Source organism: Paenibacillus sp. NN59, assembly GCF_057597225.1.
This window is the reverse complement of the sequence record NZ_CP199678.1, coordinates 1,543,515-1,561,713: the sequence shown is the minus strand read 5'-3', so window position 1 is coordinate 1,561,713 and position 18,199 is coordinate 1,543,515. Positions and strand designations below refer to the sequence as shown.

Annotated in this window: 23 protein-coding genes; 4 read left to right on the top strand and 19 right to left on the bottom strand. The window is 44.2% G+C overall.

Annotation, left to right across the window (positions count from 1 at the left end):
* Positions 1 to 37 precede the first annotated feature (37 nt).
* From ACT89M_RS06780 to ACT89M_RS06755, 6 genes are all read right to left on the bottom strand, one after another.
* Positions 38 to 1,270, bottom strand: coding sequence for an XkdF-like putative serine protease domain-containing protein (locus ACT89M_RS06780; RefSeq protein WP_487345117.1), 1,233 nt, complete (start codon positions 1,268 to 1,270; stop codon positions 38 to 40).
* A 136-nt stretch (positions 1,271 to 1,406) separates the two neighbouring features.
* On the bottom strand, positions 1,407 to 2,303 hold the full coding sequence (locus ACT89M_RS06775; protein ID WP_487345116.1) for a phage minor head protein: 897 nt from the start codon (positions 2,301 to 2,303) through the stop codon (positions 1,407 to 1,409).
* Positions 2,290 to 3,789 (bottom strand): phage portal protein, encoded by a 1,500-nt coding sequence (locus ACT89M_RS06770; protein WP_487345115.1) that lies wholly within the window; start codon positions 3,787 to 3,789, stop codon positions 2,290 to 2,292. The genes ACT89M_RS06775 and ACT89M_RS06770 overlap by 14 nt, the downstream gene beginning before the upstream one ends.
* A gap of 12 nt (positions 3,790 to 3,801) precedes the next feature.
* Positions 3,802 to 5,136: a PBSX family phage terminase large subunit gene (locus tag ACT89M_RS06765; protein ID WP_487345114.1), complete on the bottom strand. Its 1,335-nt coding sequence runs from the start codon at positions 5,134 to 5,136 to the stop codon at positions 3,802 to 3,804.
* Positions 5,117 to 6,004: a phage terminase small subunit-related protein gene (locus ACT89M_RS06760; protein WP_487345113.1), complete on the bottom strand. Its 888-nt coding sequence runs from the start codon at positions 6,002 to 6,004 to the stop codon at positions 5,117 to 5,119. Before ACT89M_RS06760 ends, ACT89M_RS06765 begins: the two co-directional genes overlap by 20 nt.
* 57 nt (positions 6,005 to 6,061) lie before the next feature.
* Complete coding sequence (locus tag ACT89M_RS06755; protein WP_487345112.1) at positions 6,062 to 6,331, bottom strand: hypothetical protein; 270 nt, start codon at positions 6,329 to 6,331, stop codon at positions 6,062 to 6,064.
* 81 nt (positions 6,332 to 6,412) lie between these two features.
* Here ACT89M_RS06755 and ACT89M_RS06750 point away from each other — a divergent pair, with 81 nt between their 5' ends.
* Entirely contained in the window at positions 6,413 to 6,943 is a 531-nt protein-coding gene (locus ACT89M_RS06750) for a hypothetical protein (protein ID WP_487345111.1), read from the top strand.
* 26 nt (positions 6,944 to 6,969) lie between these two features.
* On the opposite strand, the gene ACT89M_RS06745 is transcribed toward ACT89M_RS06750, so the two are convergent.
* The 6 genes from ACT89M_RS06745 to ACT89M_RS06720 form a co-directional block, all read right to left on the bottom strand.
* Positions 6,970 to 7,176: a hypothetical protein gene (locus ACT89M_RS06745; RefSeq protein ID WP_487345110.1), complete on the bottom strand. Its 207-nt coding sequence runs from the start codon at positions 7,174 to 7,176 to the stop codon at positions 6,970 to 6,972.
* A 133-nt stretch (positions 7,177 to 7,309) separates the two neighbouring features.
* Positions 7,310 to 7,918 carry a Mom family adenine methylcarbamoylation protein gene (locus ACT89M_RS06740; protein ID WP_487345109.1) on the bottom strand — a complete coding sequence of 203 codons (609 nt, stop codon included), beginning with the start codon at positions 7,916 to 7,918 and terminating at the stop codon, positions 7,310 to 7,312.
* Positions 7,911 to 8,426 carry a ParB N-terminal domain-containing protein gene (locus ACT89M_RS06735; RefSeq protein ID WP_487345108.1) on the bottom strand — a complete coding sequence of 172 codons (516 nt, stop codon included), beginning with the start codon at positions 8,424 to 8,426 and terminating at the stop codon, positions 7,911 to 7,913. Before ACT89M_RS06735 ends, ACT89M_RS06740 begins: the two co-directional genes overlap by 8 nt.
* 75 nt (positions 8,427 to 8,501) lie before the next feature.
* Positions 8,502 to 8,720 (bottom strand): hypothetical protein, encoded by a 219-nt coding sequence (locus tag ACT89M_RS06730; protein WP_487345107.1) that lies wholly within the window; start codon positions 8,718 to 8,720, stop codon positions 8,502 to 8,504.
* Positions 8,721 to 8,961: 241 nt separating this feature from the next.
* On the bottom strand, positions 8,962 to 9,213 hold the full coding sequence (locus ACT89M_RS06725; RefSeq protein WP_487345106.1) for a hypothetical protein: 252 nt from the start codon (positions 9,211 to 9,213) through the stop codon (positions 8,962 to 8,964).
* A 461-nt stretch (positions 9,214 to 9,674) separates the two neighbouring features.
* On the bottom strand, positions 9,675 to 10,286 hold the full coding sequence (locus ACT89M_RS06720; RefSeq protein ID WP_487345105.1) for a restriction endonuclease: 612 nt from the start codon (positions 10,284 to 10,286) through the stop codon (positions 9,675 to 9,677).
* A 314-nt stretch (positions 10,287 to 10,600) separates the two neighbouring features.
* Here ACT89M_RS06720 and ACT89M_RS06715 point away from each other — a divergent pair, with 314 nt between their 5' ends.
* Positions 10,601 to 12,310 carry an ATP-dependent nuclease gene (locus tag ACT89M_RS06715; protein WP_487345104.1) on the top strand — a complete coding sequence of 570 codons (1,710 nt, stop codon included), beginning with the start codon at positions 10,601 to 10,603 and terminating at the stop codon, positions 12,308 to 12,310.
* Positions 12,311 to 12,354: 44 nt separating this feature from the next.
* On the opposite strand, the gene ACT89M_RS06710 is transcribed toward ACT89M_RS06715, so the two are convergent.
* Positions 12,355 to 12,846, bottom strand: a complete 492-nt coding sequence (locus tag ACT89M_RS06710; RefSeq protein WP_487345103.1) for a hypothetical protein — start codon at positions 12,844 to 12,846, stop codon at positions 12,355 to 12,357.
* Positions 12,847 to 13,252: 406 nt separating this feature from the next.
* On the opposite strand from ACT89M_RS06710, the gene ACT89M_RS06705 reads away from it, so the two are divergent.
* Positions 13,253 to 13,582 carry a hypothetical protein gene (locus ACT89M_RS06705; protein ID WP_308722474.1) on the top strand — a complete coding sequence of 110 codons (330 nt, stop codon included), beginning with the start codon at positions 13,253 to 13,255 and terminating at the stop codon, positions 13,580 to 13,582.
* A gap of 51 nt (positions 13,583 to 13,633) precedes the next feature.
* Here the strand turns inward: ACT89M_RS06705 and ACT89M_RS06700 are convergent, their stop codons facing one another.
* Positions 13,634 to 13,918, bottom strand: a complete 285-nt coding sequence (locus ACT89M_RS06700; protein ID WP_487345102.1) for a hypothetical protein — start codon at positions 13,916 to 13,918, stop codon at positions 13,634 to 13,636.
* 128 nt (positions 13,919 to 14,046) lie between these two features.
* Positions 14,047 to 16,086 (bottom strand): DNA cytosine methyltransferase, encoded by a 2,040-nt coding sequence (locus ACT89M_RS06695; protein WP_487345101.1) that lies wholly within the window; start codon positions 16,084 to 16,086, stop codon positions 14,047 to 14,049.
* Between the two features lie 210 nt (positions 16,087 to 16,296).
* On the opposite strand from ACT89M_RS06695, the gene ACT89M_RS06690 reads away from it, so the two are divergent.
* Entirely contained in the window at positions 16,297 to 16,440 is a 144-nt protein-coding gene (locus tag ACT89M_RS06690; RefSeq protein ID WP_487345100.1) for a glycine zipper domain-containing protein, read from the top strand.
* Positions 16,441 to 16,562: 122 nt separating this feature from the next.
* Here the strand turns inward: ACT89M_RS06690 and ACT89M_RS06685 are convergent, their stop codons facing one another.
* Genes ACT89M_RS06685 through ACT89M_RS06670 form a run of 4 tightly spaced genes read right to left on the bottom strand, consistent with a single transcriptional unit; the run spans position 16,563 to position 18,181 of the window.
* Positions 16,563 to 17,378: a hypothetical protein gene (locus ACT89M_RS06685; protein ID WP_487345099.1), complete on the bottom strand. Its 816-nt coding sequence runs from the start codon at positions 17,376 to 17,378 to the stop codon at positions 16,563 to 16,565.
* Between the two features lie 2 nt (positions 17,379 to 17,380).
* Positions 17,381 to 17,914 (bottom strand): crossover junction endodeoxyribonuclease RuvC, encoded by a 534-nt coding sequence (locus ACT89M_RS06680; protein WP_487345098.1) that lies wholly within the window; start codon positions 17,912 to 17,914, stop codon positions 17,381 to 17,383.
* Entirely contained in the window at positions 17,911 to 18,057 is a 147-nt protein-coding gene (locus ACT89M_RS06675; protein WP_487345097.1) for a hypothetical protein, read from the bottom strand. Before ACT89M_RS06675 ends, ACT89M_RS06680 begins: the two co-directional genes overlap by 4 nt.
* A complete protein-coding gene (locus ACT89M_RS06670) occupies positions 18,041 to 18,181 on the bottom strand; it encodes a hypothetical protein (RefSeq protein ID WP_487345096.1) in 141 nt (46 codons plus the stop codon). The genes ACT89M_RS06675 and ACT89M_RS06670 overlap by 17 nt, the downstream gene beginning before the upstream one ends.
* Between the last annotated feature and the right edge of the window lie 18 nt (positions 18,182 to 18,199).

Genomic DNA, 18,199 nt, shown 5'->3' with positions numbered 1-18,199 from the left:
AATCAGTCTCCTTTATTGTTTAAAAGTTTAGTTATGACTAGAACAAGCCTTTATACGGGTCATTTTCATCATGAGCAGCCTTATGAATGGAATCTGCTTCACCTTGTCGGGATAGTCCTCGTGCCTTTTCGACAGTCTCCAGACGAGATTCAATCGGGGCCAATGCTTCCTTGAGGACATCCTTCAGCTGATCAGCAATACCGCCTTCTGGCTCTGGTGTTGGGGTAGTCCCCTCAGGATTTTCACCTTCACCCTTTTCCAATTTGTCCAGTCTATCTGAGACAGGAGCAATTGCTTCCTTCACAATTTGCGCAATGTCTTCTTTCTTCAATTCGTCTTCCTCCCCTTCGTCCTGCTCATCTGCAGGAGCTGTTTTATTTTTAAGTTCGGTTAATGCAGCAATGGCATCATCAACATGCTTGAGATTGCCCGCGGATATCTTTTTACCAGCCTTAGCGATCTGCTCGGGCGGTTTCCCTAGCTCTTTTGCAATGTCTTTCACGGTCAAAACTTCCTGAGCGATTGCCACAAAGTCTTGAAGGGCTTCGCGGATCGTTTCAGGATCGCTTTCCAATTGAGCATTCCATCCAGCGTCCCAGTTGAAAATGACATTGTTCAGGGCATCTTGTGCAGCCCAAAATTCGCGCCGACGACGATCACTTTCGTACTTTTCGGCCACTTCGCCTTTGGCAATCTTCTCGCTGTTACCCGTGAAAAATGATTTCATCGCATGAAAAAAGCCTTTGACCTCATCACTTTGATGGGCCGAAGGCTCCTGATCTTGCTTTTCAATTGCTTCTGCGGTCCCGGCCATGGAATAACCAGTAATATCACCGCTCTGGATTTGCTCCCAAATCTCTTCGCTTGCTTTTGTGACAAGTACCCACGACCCTTTAAGGATCGTCTGGTCACCAAGTTCAAAATCTACAGGTGCAATGTAACATTCGACAACATCTCCAACACCGGGGTCAAAATCATGCTGCGTATCCATGACCGCGCCCTTGGCGATCGCAAGATTACTCATGAAGCCGTGAACAGCTTTTTCAATCTCAGCTGCAGTCATGATATCGCCGTGGGTATCTTCGGCATCTGGCTCATAAACAACACCATACACCAGCTTTTTCTCGTCATCTGCCTTTGCGATCAAGCGAACCTGCTTTTGGAAATCAGGCTTTTTGTCGCTCTTGGTCAAGAAGAATCGTTTTTGATTTGCTCCCTTATCTACGTAACTGATGTGCGTGATATCCACGTTTGTTAGTTCTCTTGGCATTTTCTTTGTTCACCCCCTCTCAGGATTACTATTTTTGTAGTCATCGGACAGGTGTATTGAAAACCGCCAGATACCGACGATACATCGACGTTTTCATGATTCCATAAGCATGATGGACAATCAATAATCTTCAAGGTCAGTCCTCCATTTCACTCAATACCTGCTGTCGGATCGCTTCTTTCTCTTCCGGACTCAGGCCTAATATTTTTTTATCCGTCACAGGGGACATGACACACTTGCAACCGATACGTTCTCCCGGTGGGAGCTGAGGATCGCGAGGGTAATCTCCGCTATGACCATTTACGTCAAAAGGATCATCCACCGCCACTTCATCGCCATCCATCTTTACATGAGCTTCGCGGGGATTGTTGTTTTTCGATCCGCTATGCCTCCAGCGTTTGGCAACAACTGCCGGGCTCTGCTTGTACGCTTCCCACTGGCTACGACTGGATGCCGCTAAAATTTCAGTTTGTGCCGTGATTCGTGCACGTTCACGATCAAACTGCGGTAAATCCTTGATGCGTTGAACAGCTACTTGAACGGATTCACCTTCTTCAACTGCTGTAATCAAGGCTTCTTCAATTGCATTGTGCGAAGTGAGAACCATAATCTTGCCCAGATCCTTACCCCAATCTTTAATCCACTTGGTGGTACGTCCGGACAACGTAGAAAACGCGACATCTTTATCAATCGCCTTCATCATATCCGCCGCTAGATCAGTTATTGTCGCAGTCAGGAACAGCACTGCCTCTGCGCTGAGCAAAGCCGCGAACTCATCCGATGCAAATAAATCCTGTGTAACAAAGTTGATGATGTTATCCAGTGTTTCATCCTTAGCGACGAAGCCGTTAATACCGTTCACAAAATGCTTCCGCTGGCCCCGTAATAGTTTGGCAACAGCTGTTTCAAAGTCTTCCACATAATCAGGAACCTTTTGCAATCCGGGGAAATCAGGAACATCTTCGGTCAGATCCCCTTCCTCAGCTTTGACAATGGATGCGATCGATGTGAGTAAACGGTCAATTGGTTCCACTCTGCAATCCCTCCAGTACGTCCCGCAAGTCCTTCAGCACGCTGACGATTTCTGATTGAGACGCTGACGACTTCGATAGTGCAATCGGGAACGATCCGTTTGTCGGTTGCTGTCTGAGCGTCAAAGGTATATTGGCCGCTTCGTCTTCGAAGTTTTCAACAGTTTTGCCGAGTATCTTGCCTACATCATCCCGAACGTCATTGGGAGCTACGCCGCCAATTGCGTTGTATACGGTCAGCAGCTTGGCCTTGTCTTCACTGTCGGAGATGTCCGGCCCTTCGAAGAAGACTTCGACATGCTTAAGGTTGTAAGGCTCCAACAAAACATTGTTAATGATGAAAGCGAGACTCTCCCGTTCAGGAACAAAGACTTGTTCCTCCGTAATTTCCCGCGCCTTATCTGCGGTGGCCCTGTTAAAGTCGCGACTGCGGCCAACAAAGATATCCGGCAGCCTGAATGCAGATTGCTGTTTCATACGTGAGTTGTCGTCGTAAGTCTGGAACAACGCATCACCTTGAAGGATGTCGGCCAACGATTTCATTTCGATATCGACTTTGGTCTTTTCATCTTCAGTGATCCCTTCGTCCAATCCTTCTACTTCAAGAATCAGCCATTTGTGTGCATGGTCAACTCCGTTAACGCTGTTCGCATACTCTTCAAGTTGTTTTACACTATCAGTTGTAAGCATGCCGTTTTTGACCAGTACAGCCATAGGAATGTGGCGACCTTGATCGAAATAATTAAGGTTCAGTATTTCCGCCTTACGACTGCCCGACATATGAGGCGACTGGCTAATCCAACGAGGTTCGCCGTATGCCCCACTACCAATTTTGAGATGCAATATTTCGTTTGCTTCATCCCCTGGCGCTATATCTCCCCCGTACTGACCTGTTTTCCAGCTCATCTTACGCGGATCGCCAAAAGCTTTGAACCAAACCTTCGAACCATTGATCTCCTGCAGGTATCTGCGGAACTTCTTACGCCGTTTGAATTGTTTACCATTACGCCACACTATCACTTCTGTTGGATCGCCAAGCTTGGACACTTTAATGTACTCAGGCTCCATGTTTTCGGCTTCTGCAGGCATCCCGGTTCCGTCTCGGATAATTTCAATGTACCCGTTCCCTGTTTGTTCACGATGTTCTATTGCTTCAGCCCAAACATCCTTGAACGGTTTGTCAAAATTGAAGAACTGTAGGATATCCTTGACACGTTCCCACTCCGCTTTCATTTCAGCATTTTCTTCAATGCTGGTGTCATCTTCTTTGTACTGTAGACCAAACCCGAAACCAGCGATGTTTTGCTTATACGCATCGATGCACTGAGGGAGTACGGTGCTTTCCTTACTCATTTCAATCAGGTCTTTCGGGTTGTATGGTGGAGTTATCAGATCTTCAAACGAATTGCCTTCGTTCTTCATCGCCGTTGATGTACTGCTCTTGCTGACAGACGTTGATTTAATCACTCGTGCGTTGACTCTTCGCATGTTGTCTCCTTTCTACCGTCCTCGGGTCGGACGTTCGCGTTGTGGCCGCTCAGACGGTTTATTCTCTCGATCTTTCTTCCGTTGTTTAGCACGTTGCATCAGATAATCGGTATGGATACCATACCGCCGAGCATCACAAGTATGGTCGTTTTGTTTGATGGGCTTATCTTCACCGCGCTGGGCTGCTTTATTGTCCCAAATGTAAGAAACCAACTCCTTCAGGGAATTGGTGTTTTCGGCGCAGATATAAAGTTCATTGTGTTGAAACCGATTGGATACTGTTTGAATACCATCCAACACAGCATTGACAGCAGCGCGTATATGATTGAATGCCCGTCGTTTCAACTCAATGATGAAAGCTTTCGCAGATGGGTCGATGAAAATCGCGTATTCGTCGCCGTCAGCAAACGCCTGCAGGTCATCGGCGTATTCGCTATTTGTCTTCTCACCCTTTTCCTTGATGTCGTGGTAATACTCATCCAACTCGTAATAAACATCACCCAGGACACCGTATTTCAGGAACGTGGTCGGGTTATTGGCCCCGTAGTCAATACATATGAACTTGCGGTCAAACGCCGCTGGGAACCAATCCCGAGGTTTCTTGTGGATTTTGTCATTGAACTTGGTGAAGATCACGCCTTCGGCCATAACCCACAGCCCGAGAATAAACCGTTGATAGAAAATCCCTGTATACATACGGCGGTACCGATCACGGACCTTCTCAGACAGAGATAGATTGTCCTCCATAGTAAAGTGCAGATGAATGGCACGTTTAACAACCAGGTTGTCCAGCCATTCCACTTTAAACCAGTGATAAGGCCCTGCTGGGTTGCAGTTAAACCACACCTTTGCATCTTCAACGGAACAGCGGGCTGTCGCTTGGTCCACAAATGACTTGGGCATCAGAGCTACCTCGTCGAAAAACATCCCAGCCAAAGTGATACCTTGAATCAATTCCTGAGAACGTTCATCCTTACCACCAAACAAGAAAAACTGGTTTCTTACGAGTCCGCGGGAGACTGTGAGGACGTTATCTGTCTTATTGTCATGCACCTGGTACCCACGACTTGCAAGCATACGCTTAAGTGGACCCACGACATTACGTCGAAGAGCACCGATCGTCTTACCTGCCATGCCGAACTGTTCACTGCGGAATGTTTCCGTTGCCCAAACAATGTACGAAAAGGCCATAGCTACCGTCTTGCCAGCACGAACCGATCCATCACAAATGATGGCTTCCATATCATGATGTGGGCTTTCGGGCATCCACCATGTGAGAACCTGGACTTGCTTTTCAGAGAAAGGCTTCCACTTGAAGGGTGCTGGTTTAAGCTTCAGAACTGCCATCTTTAGCCCACACCTCCGCAGCGCGTCCCCTTAGAGCAGCCATGAATCCATCATCCTCAACTTCATCAGGCTCAGATCCACCGCGTTTGATCATCAGCTCATGTTTCAACATCTCTATCCGAACACGTTTCTCTTCATCCAGCAAACGAGCCTTTAGCTCAATGGCTTTCAGCTTCTTGTCCTGGACGCGGGTCAATGCTTCCTCGAGGGAAATGATGTCATCAATAACACGGAACGTCTTTTCCTCAATCTCGGACTCGACCAGTTCAGTACGGGTGATAGGGACAGTTTTCGTTTTCCCTGTTATCTCATCATGAACCGTCATGGCTTCTTTGATTGATTTGAGCTCATAAAGAACACGACGTTCTTTTTCAGTCAGTCCATCGGTTAATCTTTTAATCCTCAACAACATCCTACGTTCACGGATTTCAAACTTCATAATGGCTTCATCAGCCTGGAGAATCGGATCAGTATCAATCCGATCAATGAGATCCAGCTCGTCATCTTCCAAGGCATCAAGCCAAATGCTTTCATACTCACCTGTCGTTACGGCTTTCTTGTTACCGTAAGGCCCACCGTTGCCGCCTTTATTGCCAACAGCACGTTTATTCCCTGGCGGTGCTCCCCCGCGATTCCCGACAGCATTTTTGTTCCCTTTAGGCGCTCCACGTTTAGTAACGTTACTAATGGTTTCAATGGTAACGTTACTATTCAATTCAGCCGCCCAACCGTCCTGAGACTTCCATTTTCTAATCTGCGTTTCTCCAATAGAAAGAGCGGCAGCGATGTTTTTTAACTTCATCGCCCCGCCGCTCTCCAGCCACATCAGTTTTGCCTTGTCCCGTTCAGGACTTCTCTCTCTGGCCATCTACATTCATCACCACCCCCAACAAAGAAGAGCCGCGACAGTCAACCGTCACAGCTCCTATTTCACTACAGAGTATTCAGATTCAAATTCAGCCTGCTTCATGTGTTTCAGTGTCCCGGATGCGTCCTTAACAATGTAATCCCCGACAAACACCACCAAGGGTTTCAACGGGTCAACGATCACACGAAGCTCTACCACATTACCCGTCAAGTTGATTGAAATCGGAACCTCAACAAACGAAAACACTTCATCCGTATGCGACGTATTGTTACCTTCAAACTTTATGGCCGTAACCGGAATGATTTTCTGATAGCTTTTAACGGACATGATATAACCTCCATAGATTTATTTTAAATCTTCTACCTTCTTTCCGATAAAAAGATAAACGATTTAACAGGGGGATTTAAAATGAATTCTATGCTATGGATGATTTCTGTACTAATACTACTAACATTGCTGATAATTCCAGTTGAATTATTACGCTATCGGAAGCTAAAAAAAGAAATTGAAAAGCCTCACTCAAAACGTAATATAAAAACCACATCCGGTTTGTTATATTCCTACAATGACATTTACAATCAGAACAGAGAATTATTTAGAGCTAGTTTACTACATCTAAGAATTAAGAAAGAAGAGTATGCAAAGGAAAGCTTGTTTGAAGATTTTTTCAAAATGGTAACTTCCTTGGTACCCATTGTAGCAATTGTAATCTCACTAACTACAATGGTATTTAAGAATTCTCTTCATGCACTTTCGTCTTTTTATGGAGCAATTATAGATTTAGCTGCTTGGCTATTCCTTGCAGTTGTTTTCTTCACTATCATCTCACGCCTTTATATATATTCTTATAGCAGAGCAACTTTGATTATCAACAAACACCTCATTGTCGCTGAAGATGTTGAAAAACATCCGCAAGAAAGAATTATTTATACTCCGTAACGTAATGTTGGTTCACATTGTTTAAGTCAATCGTCCTGCTGAAGCTTGATATCCAATTCGATGAGACGTTCCAGATCCTGAACGGTCTGCATCTTAATATGTCCAGCCTGCAGGTCTCGGACCCACTGGGCAATGGCAGCCTTAACGATTTTCCGGTATTGCTCTTTGGATTCGAGGATACCTTCCGCGACTTCGAGTTCATGCTGCAACAAAATTTCATCTGGTGTTCTCATGCGTACCCCTCGGCTTTCCTGTATGATGGAATGCGAGATAGCGGATGTCTGCATAAATGCCGCGCGCGGCGGGCCGCTATCTCAGCCGGGGGATACCCTGGACGAATGGGGAGACGTTACCGTGTCTCCCCTTTTATTTTGGATAAGGTTTGTGCAGGGGCATGATCTTGCGCCGCATCTTCTTGTTTAACGGCATCAAGTACTTATGTTTACCTTCTGTACGATACAACTCAGCGTGTGCATCCAAGTTGTTCCTGATCCACTCGATCCGTTGACTGCCGGTACCGTACTTGGAATGAATTGATTTGGGATGAACCTTCTTCCCTTTGATGATGAAATAATGCTCACCATCAGTCTTTCCCTCGTAAATCCAATTTGTAGCCTGATAAATACCGCCGTGATGCTTTTGCTCAACGTCGGCATAACTGACGACCAGCTCCACATTCGGAGATTGTTCCTTTAAGAATCGGAGTGCTTTGGCAAGGATCTCCGATACAAATGATTGATGCTTGGTTAAAGCAACACGTGTCAACTCGCAGCATTCACGCTGTGTCAGGCCATAAGGAGAACCGATATTCTGAGTCGCCCCACGGCTGAAGATAACCACACCGATAAACTGGCCATCTTCCCAAGCCCCCACCTTCACCGACTTTCCTGCAGGCAAGCTGCGGCTATAGTGAAAGTTCTCGCAAGCGAACTTCGCTGCTGCATGCGTGGCCCAATCCACCTTTAAATCAATCATGTTCGAATTCCTCTCCACAATGCGGGCATTTCACCAGCTTTGAGCTCAATACACCAAGGTCGCCCTGATCCTCAGGAGTCCCGGCATCAAAGTTTGGAATATCAATGTCACCAAGCATCTGTTTCAGGTCAACATCATCAAACCCCGATAAGGATATGTCAGCCCCTGCCTGTTGCAGATCAACAAGCAACTGAGTGAGTGCATCATCGTCCCAATCACCAGATACCTTGTTCAAAGCGATATTCAGGAGCCGTTCCTGCTGATCACCGAGATCCACAACCGAAACCTGCAGTTCAGTGTGGCCAAGCTCGTTGACCATGATCTTATACCGTTGATGGCCGCCGACCATATGCCCTGTGCGCTCATTCCAAACGATGGGCTCGACATATCCAAACTGTTCAATGCTACGGCGAAGCTTCTCGTATTCTGGATCGCCTGGTTGCAGGTCAACGCGGGGGTTATAGGCTGCTGCATTAATCTGATCGATTGGCACGATTCTGATGTTCATATCAATTACCTCCATGAATTTATGGCAACAAAAAAAGGACACACCCTTAGGCAATGTCCTCATACAATCTATTACTTACTGATTTTTTAACGCATCTTCCAAGATTCGAAATAGTCTACCGTGGCGTTCTCGAAGTGTATCATTAGTTTTGAGATGTTTAATTCTCTCCATATTAACACCTGTTACAAGGCTCCTTGTCTTCAAAGCACTTAAATAGTCAGAACCAGGGTTCTGTGATTTAATTCTTTCAATCTCTTCGAAGTCTCCATGATCCAATTCCCAAGTGTCTTTCATGTTATCCCTCCTCTCAGAACTATCATACTCAAATTCTAGGAGTTATACCAAAGGCAATTTTGAGGGTGAATTGTGTTGAGTTGGTTTCAACGTATGGACGAGCTTCATATTCGTGCGTACGCTCACTCAGCGCCTGTTCTCCGCCCTTTAATGGAATGATCCCTGCAAACGGACGTTCCCATGTTAAGAAGCTCAGAACGGCTCATATTCTGTCATATGAAGACAAAAGAAAAAGCACCTATTAAGGTGCCTCCTTTTCAATCGTCAATTGCATTAATCCACTCTGGTGTCTGACTTTGACTAGCTCTTGATTGCTATCGACTCTCACGATTTCATGATCTTTTTTGACAACACAAACCCAATGACCATCTTTATAGGTTCGTTCTTCATATTTTAGATCACCATTTTCATAAGGTTCTGAAGTATATTTCCCATTCCTTACAAAAACGAATTTTTCACCTATATCATCTTTATTGTACTCGAAATATGCCATAGACATCCCCCTTGTTTACACCATAATCATTCGACAGCTAAGAGGAATTTCCCTTCTTCACACAACAATCAGGAGGTTTAGGACAAAACTGCTTAACTCCATCCCATCTTCCCCATACACAACCTTTGCATTTCTTCGGCTGCTTGTTGGGACGAATGCGTATCTTCTTACGTCTTCTGCTGATCACTTCAATTCCTCCAATAAAAAAGCCGATCCCGAAGGAACGACTTTGGTTGTGATATGTATAATGCTTGTGTTACGTCCTAAAAGCATGCGCCCGAAACGGTCGCTGCAAAAACGCTGCGCTCTTTGCTTTAAAAGCATACGAGCTTTGTAACTATAGAGGAAGAACAAGACCATTTTACTGGAGCGCCAAAAATAGAGTCAACGTTTCTAGTAGCCTGATTCTCTCAATATCTATAAGAAACAATTGCTGCGCTCTCGATTCCTCGCTAATTCACTTATGCGTTCGTCTTTACATTTCCAGTTTTCTTTGAAGCAGACAACTTCTCTTTCATTGTAAGCAACATCTCAACCAGTTCATCCCGAGCAATCAGCCTTACCCCATTTGATTTAGCGAGCTGATATGCCTGCTCAGTATAATTGCTGTTTGTGACAACCCATGCCCCATTTGCTCTATAATGTGCCTTAGCTCCTTGAACCTCTTGAACAGCTTTTAATCCAACATTTTTTTTATAACGTTTAGCTTGAACAACGATTCTTTTTCCATCTTTGGATATAACGAGATCGGCGCCATAATCACCTGCAGCTTTTGTCACTTCCGCCTTAAACCCTTGTGAACGAAATAGATGTCCAAGATAGTACTCAAACTGCACTCCATCCATTTTGTCGATCTCGGCAATTCCTGATCTCTTCAGCCGTTCAGCACGCTTTTGTTGAATGATGACCATTAAAACAATAATCCCAACAACACCAAGAAATCCAACGACAAGTGAAGCTTGCCAAGATTTTGTTAAAGAATAGGTTCCGACAATACCTCCCAACATTGCCATGCCGGCTAATCCTTGGAATAATTCTTCTTCCTGTTTCGCCTTACTTTTCCTTCTCGCCATAACTCTGCCTCCGAGCGTGTAAATTGTACTAAAACACTTTTCGACACTTGGGACTAATTTCCTGCTATGAGTTGAAAAAGGCGAGAAGAGGAACGCCCCAGTCAAATGCCGCATGTGCAGCTGTGCGTTTCATTCTCGCCTTTTTCTATGCTCCTAATGTATCACGAAATAATAGTCATGTGGGGTTCAACGTGGTCTCAAGATGAGGTCAACCTTGGTTCACTTTGGGGTCAATAATTCCTTATCTTATACATGATAAGATAGACTATAATAATGTTGTTGCATTTAATCCAAAAAGAATAGAGGCGTGCAGAATGAAAATACTTAGTGTAAGTATTGAAAATTACAAAAGCATTCAAAACTCAAACTCTCTTGATTTACATAGGAAAGTTAATGGTTTTGCAGGTAAAAACAACACAGGTAAATCAGCTTTTATTGAAGCGATATACAAGGTTACTCATGGTGAGTTAACTGAATATCTCAATAGAGATATTGATACAATCACTTTAGTCATGGAAATTACCTTCACAGAAGAAGAAATTTCACTATTATATGAAGATATAGATGAAGATTCTAAAATAATTGACTCAAATCTTTTAAAATTGACTTATCTATATGATATTAATCAAAACAGATCATTTTTAGAATCAGTAGAAAGATTTCTTGATGATACATATCAGCGATTTTATTATCCCTCTAAGATGGAGACAAATAACTATTATACTCTTGTTAATAAACTTTATAATAGGATTCGAATTTCTGAGTTCCCTGTTCTTCTTAAAAATATTCATAAATTGTGCAAAGATAAAATTATATATATTAATGGATCCAGGTATGTTCAAGCAAAAGAAAGAATACACTTACAAAACTCTTTACAAATTGAAGGAACAAATCTCAATACCATACTCTATACATTAAATAATAATGATCCTGTTATCTTCAAAAAAATAAATAAAACGTTTAGACAAATATTTAATGATGTTGCATTTATTAGTACTCCTATAAATGAAAATGATCAGACTTACATCAGCATAAACTTTGAAGACATGAAAACTCCTATTCCTTTATCAGAGTGTGGGAGTGGATATACTCATGTTTTATTACTGTTATGTGTCCTATATATAAAAGTAGATAGCATAGTTCTTTTTGACGAACCACAAGTTTTTTTGCATCCCTCTGCAGAAAAGGCAATTTACGATTTAGTAAGTGAAAACAGTGAGCACCAGTATATATTTACTACTCACTCACCTATTTTAATTAATTATCCAACAGAGAAACACTTAGTCCATGTTAGTAAATCAAATGGAATTAGTACCTTCACACCACTCGAAAAAATTCAAGATATATTGTTTGATATTGGAATAAGTAACAGCGACTATGCTTTGTCTGATAAAGTAATATTTGTAGAAGGGCAGACTGAAGAACTTGTAATTCCGATGATTTTATCTCATTTCGGATTAAAACAAATAGGTTACAACTACAGAATATTGAATATGAAGGGAACAGGTAAGGACTTTATCAAGAAAACTGCTATGCATGACAATAAAGAAAAGCTCGACTTAGTCCTGGGGAGAGTATCTCAAAGCCCTATACCTTATAGGATAATTATTGATGCTGATAATAAGACTAAGGAAAAGATTAATGAATTAAGAGAAAGTTATGGAGATAATATAATCATTTTGGATCGACGAGAGTACGAGAACTTTTTTTTGGAATGCTATCAAGAGCTTTCTGAAATTATTAACCAAAATTCATCAATAGTTGTTACAGACCCAAATCGAATAAAGGGCGATATCGAACAATTATTATTAGCAACCGATGACTTTAAATTATTTCCTAAAGGTTCTACAAATTTATTAAAAGATGTTGTTGGAAGTGAATTGTTAGAACGTCTATTTGAAGGTTACTCTTTACACTACAATAAAATTGTCCATGGAATGGAACTTACTCAATTAGTGCTGAACAACACTCCAGAAAAACTGGAATTCTTTAAGAACGAACTGCAAAGTTTTATCAAAGGATAATAGTACAATAAAGAGAAGCTGACGATTAATCGTCAGCTTCTCTTTTAGAATTTCGCATCATCTTGCTCAAAAAAGCCTATAAGCTTTAATGTATTTGCAATACTCTCTAATCCCTCATCAATTTTGCGCTTGATCGTGCTGTCACTTAGTGCACGACGGAAAAAGAGTACCGTTTCCTTACGTGAATAACCTAAAATGTATCTGTATTCAACTGCTTTACGGGCTTCCTCGTCTCTGATTAAACGTTGTGCCCTTTCCAACTGATGTGTATAGAAGTCATATTGTTTGTACACCCATCGTTGCTTCTCAATAAGAATCGTGGCGTTAAGCGTCTTGTCCGCATGCAGATCTGTTTGATCGATGCGGCGGGCTGTTTCACCGTCAATTCCTACTTGTTGCAAATCCTGCTCGAATTGCTCAAAGTCTCTCATTAAAGTAACCATATCTGTATATTTGTCGAGCAGGAACTTTGTTCGCTGGATTTCCTGTTTAGATGCTTTTGCAAAGAGTTCCCCTTGTCCCCATGCCATCGCCATACCCCTCATTCCCCTTCATCCTGTGATATACTAATAAGAGGAATGAGATAATATTTACTACCCTGCCCCCGCCTGGCCGCCAAGCTTGCGGGGGATATTTATTTATTCCGGAATCACTTCACTACAAAATTCATCCCATTCAGTTGCGCAATCCTCTGCACTCCATCCGTTTACCAATTCCTGCGGATATCCGTACTCCAAAAGTAACGCTTTATGATCTCGTTCCAATTTAATATTCATCTCCATATTTTTAGTTTCTAATAGTAGGACAAGTATTCAATTTATTCATGTAATTCATGAAAATTATCTTCCTAGATATAACCATTCCTTTTAATCCCTCGGATAAATTAACTCTTATGTTAACAAGCTATGTTCGTAATAAAAAATAACGAGAGGTGGATGTCAAATGCAATGTAATACCGATCACACAGCACAGCTTCTAACTGATGCCGACAATGTTCCTGTAATGGCTAAAGGTACAATATATCTTCGTTATCCAAGTGATGGGCGAGATAAAATTGACGGAGCGGCAAAAGATATTTGCACTGCAGAGGCAAATAAACTCATACAAAGTTATAATCTTTTCAATAATCCTAAGGTAAACCTTGATCATGTAAATGTTACTGAAATTAAGCAAACAGGTGGTAGCCAAGGTTGTGGTGGAATTTTAGGTAATGAGTGTCATTGGGACTACCACGGAGAAGCAAAATGTGAGATTTACGTGAAGTGCCAATAACAGTCATTTAAATCTCAAGTTTAGAGAGGATTACCTCTCTAAACTTTTCTTTTATTCAATAAAGAAAAAAATTTCACCCTTCGCCTTCTTGTCTTTTGAACTTCGTACCCATGTGAACCATCGGTACCGATCCTCGATCAGATATGACTTGCCTTTAGGCATGAAATTACTTGGTTCAATCCGCAACTTACCAAAACCCGTTTCCACAAATCCGATCACGGCCATTTCAGTTCCTGCAGCACATACCATTTTGATCTGATCGATGCGACAACCATCATTGATCAGCGGGGCAAGCTTGTAATCTATTAGCTGAATTACCTTTGGTGAGATAGCCATGTAATCAACTCCTTTTATCATTGCCAGTGATGCGTTAGCCCATGTGAGCTATGGACCTGTACCTAGCTAAAGAAAAGACTTTGAATTGAAGGTGGATGTCTTGTTGCATCACGCACAGGTGGTCCTCATTAATGAATGATTGCTGGAATTTCGTCTGCAACCGGTGCAACCCACACCGGGTTCCAACTCAGTTCGAATGATATGCCCGCCTCGGCTTCGGCTGCTGCTAACAGAAGAACGTTCCCCATTTCCTCTTGGGCGTCTGGAGGAACCGCATTGCCGATGTACTCCCGCGCTTTGGCATCACTGCACCTTTCTAGTTGGAACGGTCGGCCGTCAGGAAGGTGCGTCGGGAAGCTCTGAATCATAGCCAATTCGTATGTCGTAAGCGGTCGGTGCCATGTGCCATCTAATGAGATAATCGTCCAGACGCGTTGCTCGTTATCTTTAGGGATACGCGGATCTGGTACTGCTACAGCCGCCGCATGTACGTCCGCGCTACCGATAACCGTTTTGGAAGGCTGATCCCAATCAAGAACTCCCATCGTATCTGCACGAGGGTTACTTTTAATTCGAGGATCTGCAATGACTTTGCCTTGTCCAGCAGACACACCGCCTGTAGTTACTGTTGGAGATGTGTTAGCCCAATCAGATACCCTATATGCACCGTCATGGTATTGACCCAACACATTCGGATCAGCAATGAGCTGCGCACCATTCTGTACGTCTGTTGATCCCGTTACTGTGGCCGCAGGGCCATCCGTAGACTGCATTCGGAACTGATCAGTGTAACGCCCCGGTCTATCGGGTACCCGGGGGTCAGACACGCTGCCAGCAGCTTGCATAATACGATTGGCTGAGCGGACTGTCTTTGCTGTTGCGTCCCAATCTTGAACGCCATAGCTGTCCGGATGAAGCTTGGTGTTAACCCGCGGATCAGATACAGCAATCGCCCCTGAACCAAACCGTGTACCCGTTACGCATGGGGCTGGTTCATCAGGTGGCACAATCCGGTACACTCCCGGGTGTCGCCCTTCGCGAGTTATAAGGTTGGGATCAGATAAGTTGGTTGCTCCCTGATTTGGTCCAGCAGCGCCGGTGATGCATGTTGCTGGATCATCAGTATGCTGTATTCGGAACAGATTCGTTTTTCCATCCCCATTGATCTGTAGGCGCGGGTCCGATATGGCCGCCACGCCATTGCTCCGACCAGGTCCTGCCGTGCTTGTAACCGCTCGGCTTGGCTTGTCCCAGTCTGCAACCTCGTAAGCACCGGGGCGTGGTTCATGCACAACCCGAAGGTTTTCCCAATCAATTTTATTCAGATCCCGCCAGTCGCCACCTGCAGGTATCAAGGCCAACCGCATCCACGTTTTCCATTGGAGACGTGGTAGCTTATGGAGCGGCCCTCCAGCTATGATGTCGCCCGGTTCCGGCAGATCGGAAAGCACATCACCGATTGAGCGTAGCGGCTTTTTCTCAGGGTAGTAAATCACGTTCGGCAGCTGCGCTTCATGTCTAGCCAAGATCAGGAACCGCACACGGTTTTGGCCAAGCCCTCCGATCTCTCCAAGGTTGTGATCAGCACGGATGCTTACCGCATACCCATGTTTTTTAAGCAACTTCTTAATCTTGGCCAGCAAATGTTTTCCCCTGCTGGTTATCCGGGGCACGTTCTCCAGTTGAATGACAGCCGGTACCGATCCACCGTATTCAAGACATGCACGAAGCGTCAGCTCCAATCCGTGCACAGTCAAATAGTTAAGGGCTTGGTATTTGTCAGATGCCGCCTTGCCTGCAGGTAGCAATCCGCTCAGGCCTTTACATGGAGGACTGAGAAATAAGAAGAACGGGACTTGCTCTTTAAATGCCTGCCATACGTCCCATGCTGTTACTTCTTCCCAATCCTCTGGCGGCTCGTGACCGTGCCAGGCTTCGTATTGCCAGCGCTCAAATAGATCCATGCAAACCGATGTCTCTTCGCCTGTAATTAGATCATGATTACGGCACGCCACCGGATCGCTATCGATCGCGCACAGAACTTTGAACTTGTACAGTTTGCCGCCATATTCCACTTGACTACGCATTGCGCCCGCCGTTGCCCCGCCAACTCCAGCAAAGAGGAAAGCAGATGTTTTGTATTCAACGTTGTCTTTCAAGGCTTCCATAAAATCGCCCTTTCTTGCTCAATTTGAGATCATACGTTCTGTTTAATGGGTGTAAGTGATCACCCCGGCCGACTTTTGACCGGGGGATGCTCTAATACAAATCGGTAACCGAACTGCCGCACTTCTTGTTTACTCCCCCTGGGTATTCCACTGAAACCTATATAATTTAAGTTCGTAGTATATAAAAAAAGTGAATTGGGGGTATCGATTATGAATCAGAAATCTCTTACAACCGGCACATCTTTAGGATTGCTCTTTGGCATTATTTTTTGGACGGCGCTAGATAGTGTTCCCTTGGGTATTAGTTTTGGAATTCTCTTTGGAGTTGTATTCTATCTTGCTCCAAAACCATGAAGGCTCCTAACGATAAATAAATTGTCATTTACCATAGCAATGCAAAGATCATAAGTTCTGTTTACTGCATGCAGCTGGTCACCCCGGCCAACTTTCGACCGGGGATGGTACTATTTGAAGGATTAGACTGCTACGCCATCCTGCATCATTTTAGTGACACGTTTCTTGTAAGCATTGTATTTGGAACTGATTTGTGCACTTGGGATATTGATCTCCTTCGAAATCTCCAGCCAAGTCTTGCCATTAACCTTCCGCCGTTCCAACAGACTTGGGAAGTCAGCAGGAGCATCAGCGAGTTTGATATCATCGAAAATCGGACGTTTGTTGAGAATAAAGATTTCGAGAGCTTCCTTGTCGATCTCAACTGGAGCGTTTGTTTTCTCTCCCTCAACCCCTTGTGAATCTGCAGGCGGCTGCTTATCACCTTCTGAATCATCAGAGTTAAATTCCATTTCTCTAGAACCATCCCCACCTTCTTCATTCAGCCAATCAGGTGTTTCAACGGTTGGCGGTTCGCCTGAGCCCTCTTCGCTGATACGATCCCCTTCGCCCTCTTGCGGCACTCCGGAATCTTTTCCCGTCTGCTCAGTACCGTCTCCGTTCGGGTTTTGTGATTCATCTTCACTGTTGAACAGTTCCGCCTGGTTCTCGTCCTTCTCTTCACCCTGGCCTTCAATCTTGGTAACCACTCCGGAAGAATCAGTTGTCACACGGCGCCCACCGTTCCAAGTGTTGTACATCGGGTCACCTTCATCAAAATCGAACGAAGCCTGCGGATCGCCGAGATGAACCAAAACGTCTTCCCCCTGACAGTTGCTCAAAAACTCCAAGAAGGGAACAGCAGATTTCAAAGGAATGAGTAGCTTCACCTCAACGTCAGTTCCGATTTTGATTCCCTTTGCTACCTCTGCTGTAAATTTCGCGAATTCAATTGTCATGATTATGCAACTCCTTTGATATGTTTTTGATAGTACGCCCAGCACAGTGCCAAAGCGTCTGAGGGGTCAAACAGCCGTTGCTGTATATCACCTTTGTTATATTTGCCTTTCGGATCGTCCCGTTTGTAGAGGACAGGAACAGCAATCTTGTCGTAATCAAGGTCAAACAACATTTGCATTTCCGTTGCCACTGTCTCTTTATCTGCGTTGCCCTTGCCTGTGAACATCTTCAGTTCTGATGGTCGTATTTCTGCAATTGGAACCCGATTATGGAGTGTAGCGAGTGTAACCATAGAATAAGCACCAACCAAAGCGATAACGCTATTGGCATTCTTGAAATGTACGGGGCGTTCCAGAACAACCACATCCGGCCTGTGATTCTGAATCATGTCGTAGTTGTCCTGGTAGATAGCGTTCAAAACTTTCGGCATTTTGATATCTGAATAATCTCTTAGCCCGAACTCAATTGGTTTCCCCTTCGTCATAGTTGCCCATCCTGCATAATTGGTACCGTGATCGATGCCCATAATTTTCATCGTTTCGCGTTCAGCTCCTTCCGTTCCGGTTTTGGAAGCATGTCCCGACTGAGCAAGAACACTTCTCCGATTAACTGACCATGTTGGCCGATCACGTCATACTTGATCTTGTTTTGAAAGATAGCGTCAATCGGCTTCCGCATGCTGTACACCTCCGGTACCGACAATTGCATCAAACTCAGCGATCCCTTCATGGAGCTCAGTTTGATCAATTCCCGTAAATTCCGTCTGCAGCTCGTCCTGATCGGGAACTTGTCCCGTGTTCATGAAACGATGCCTCATGTA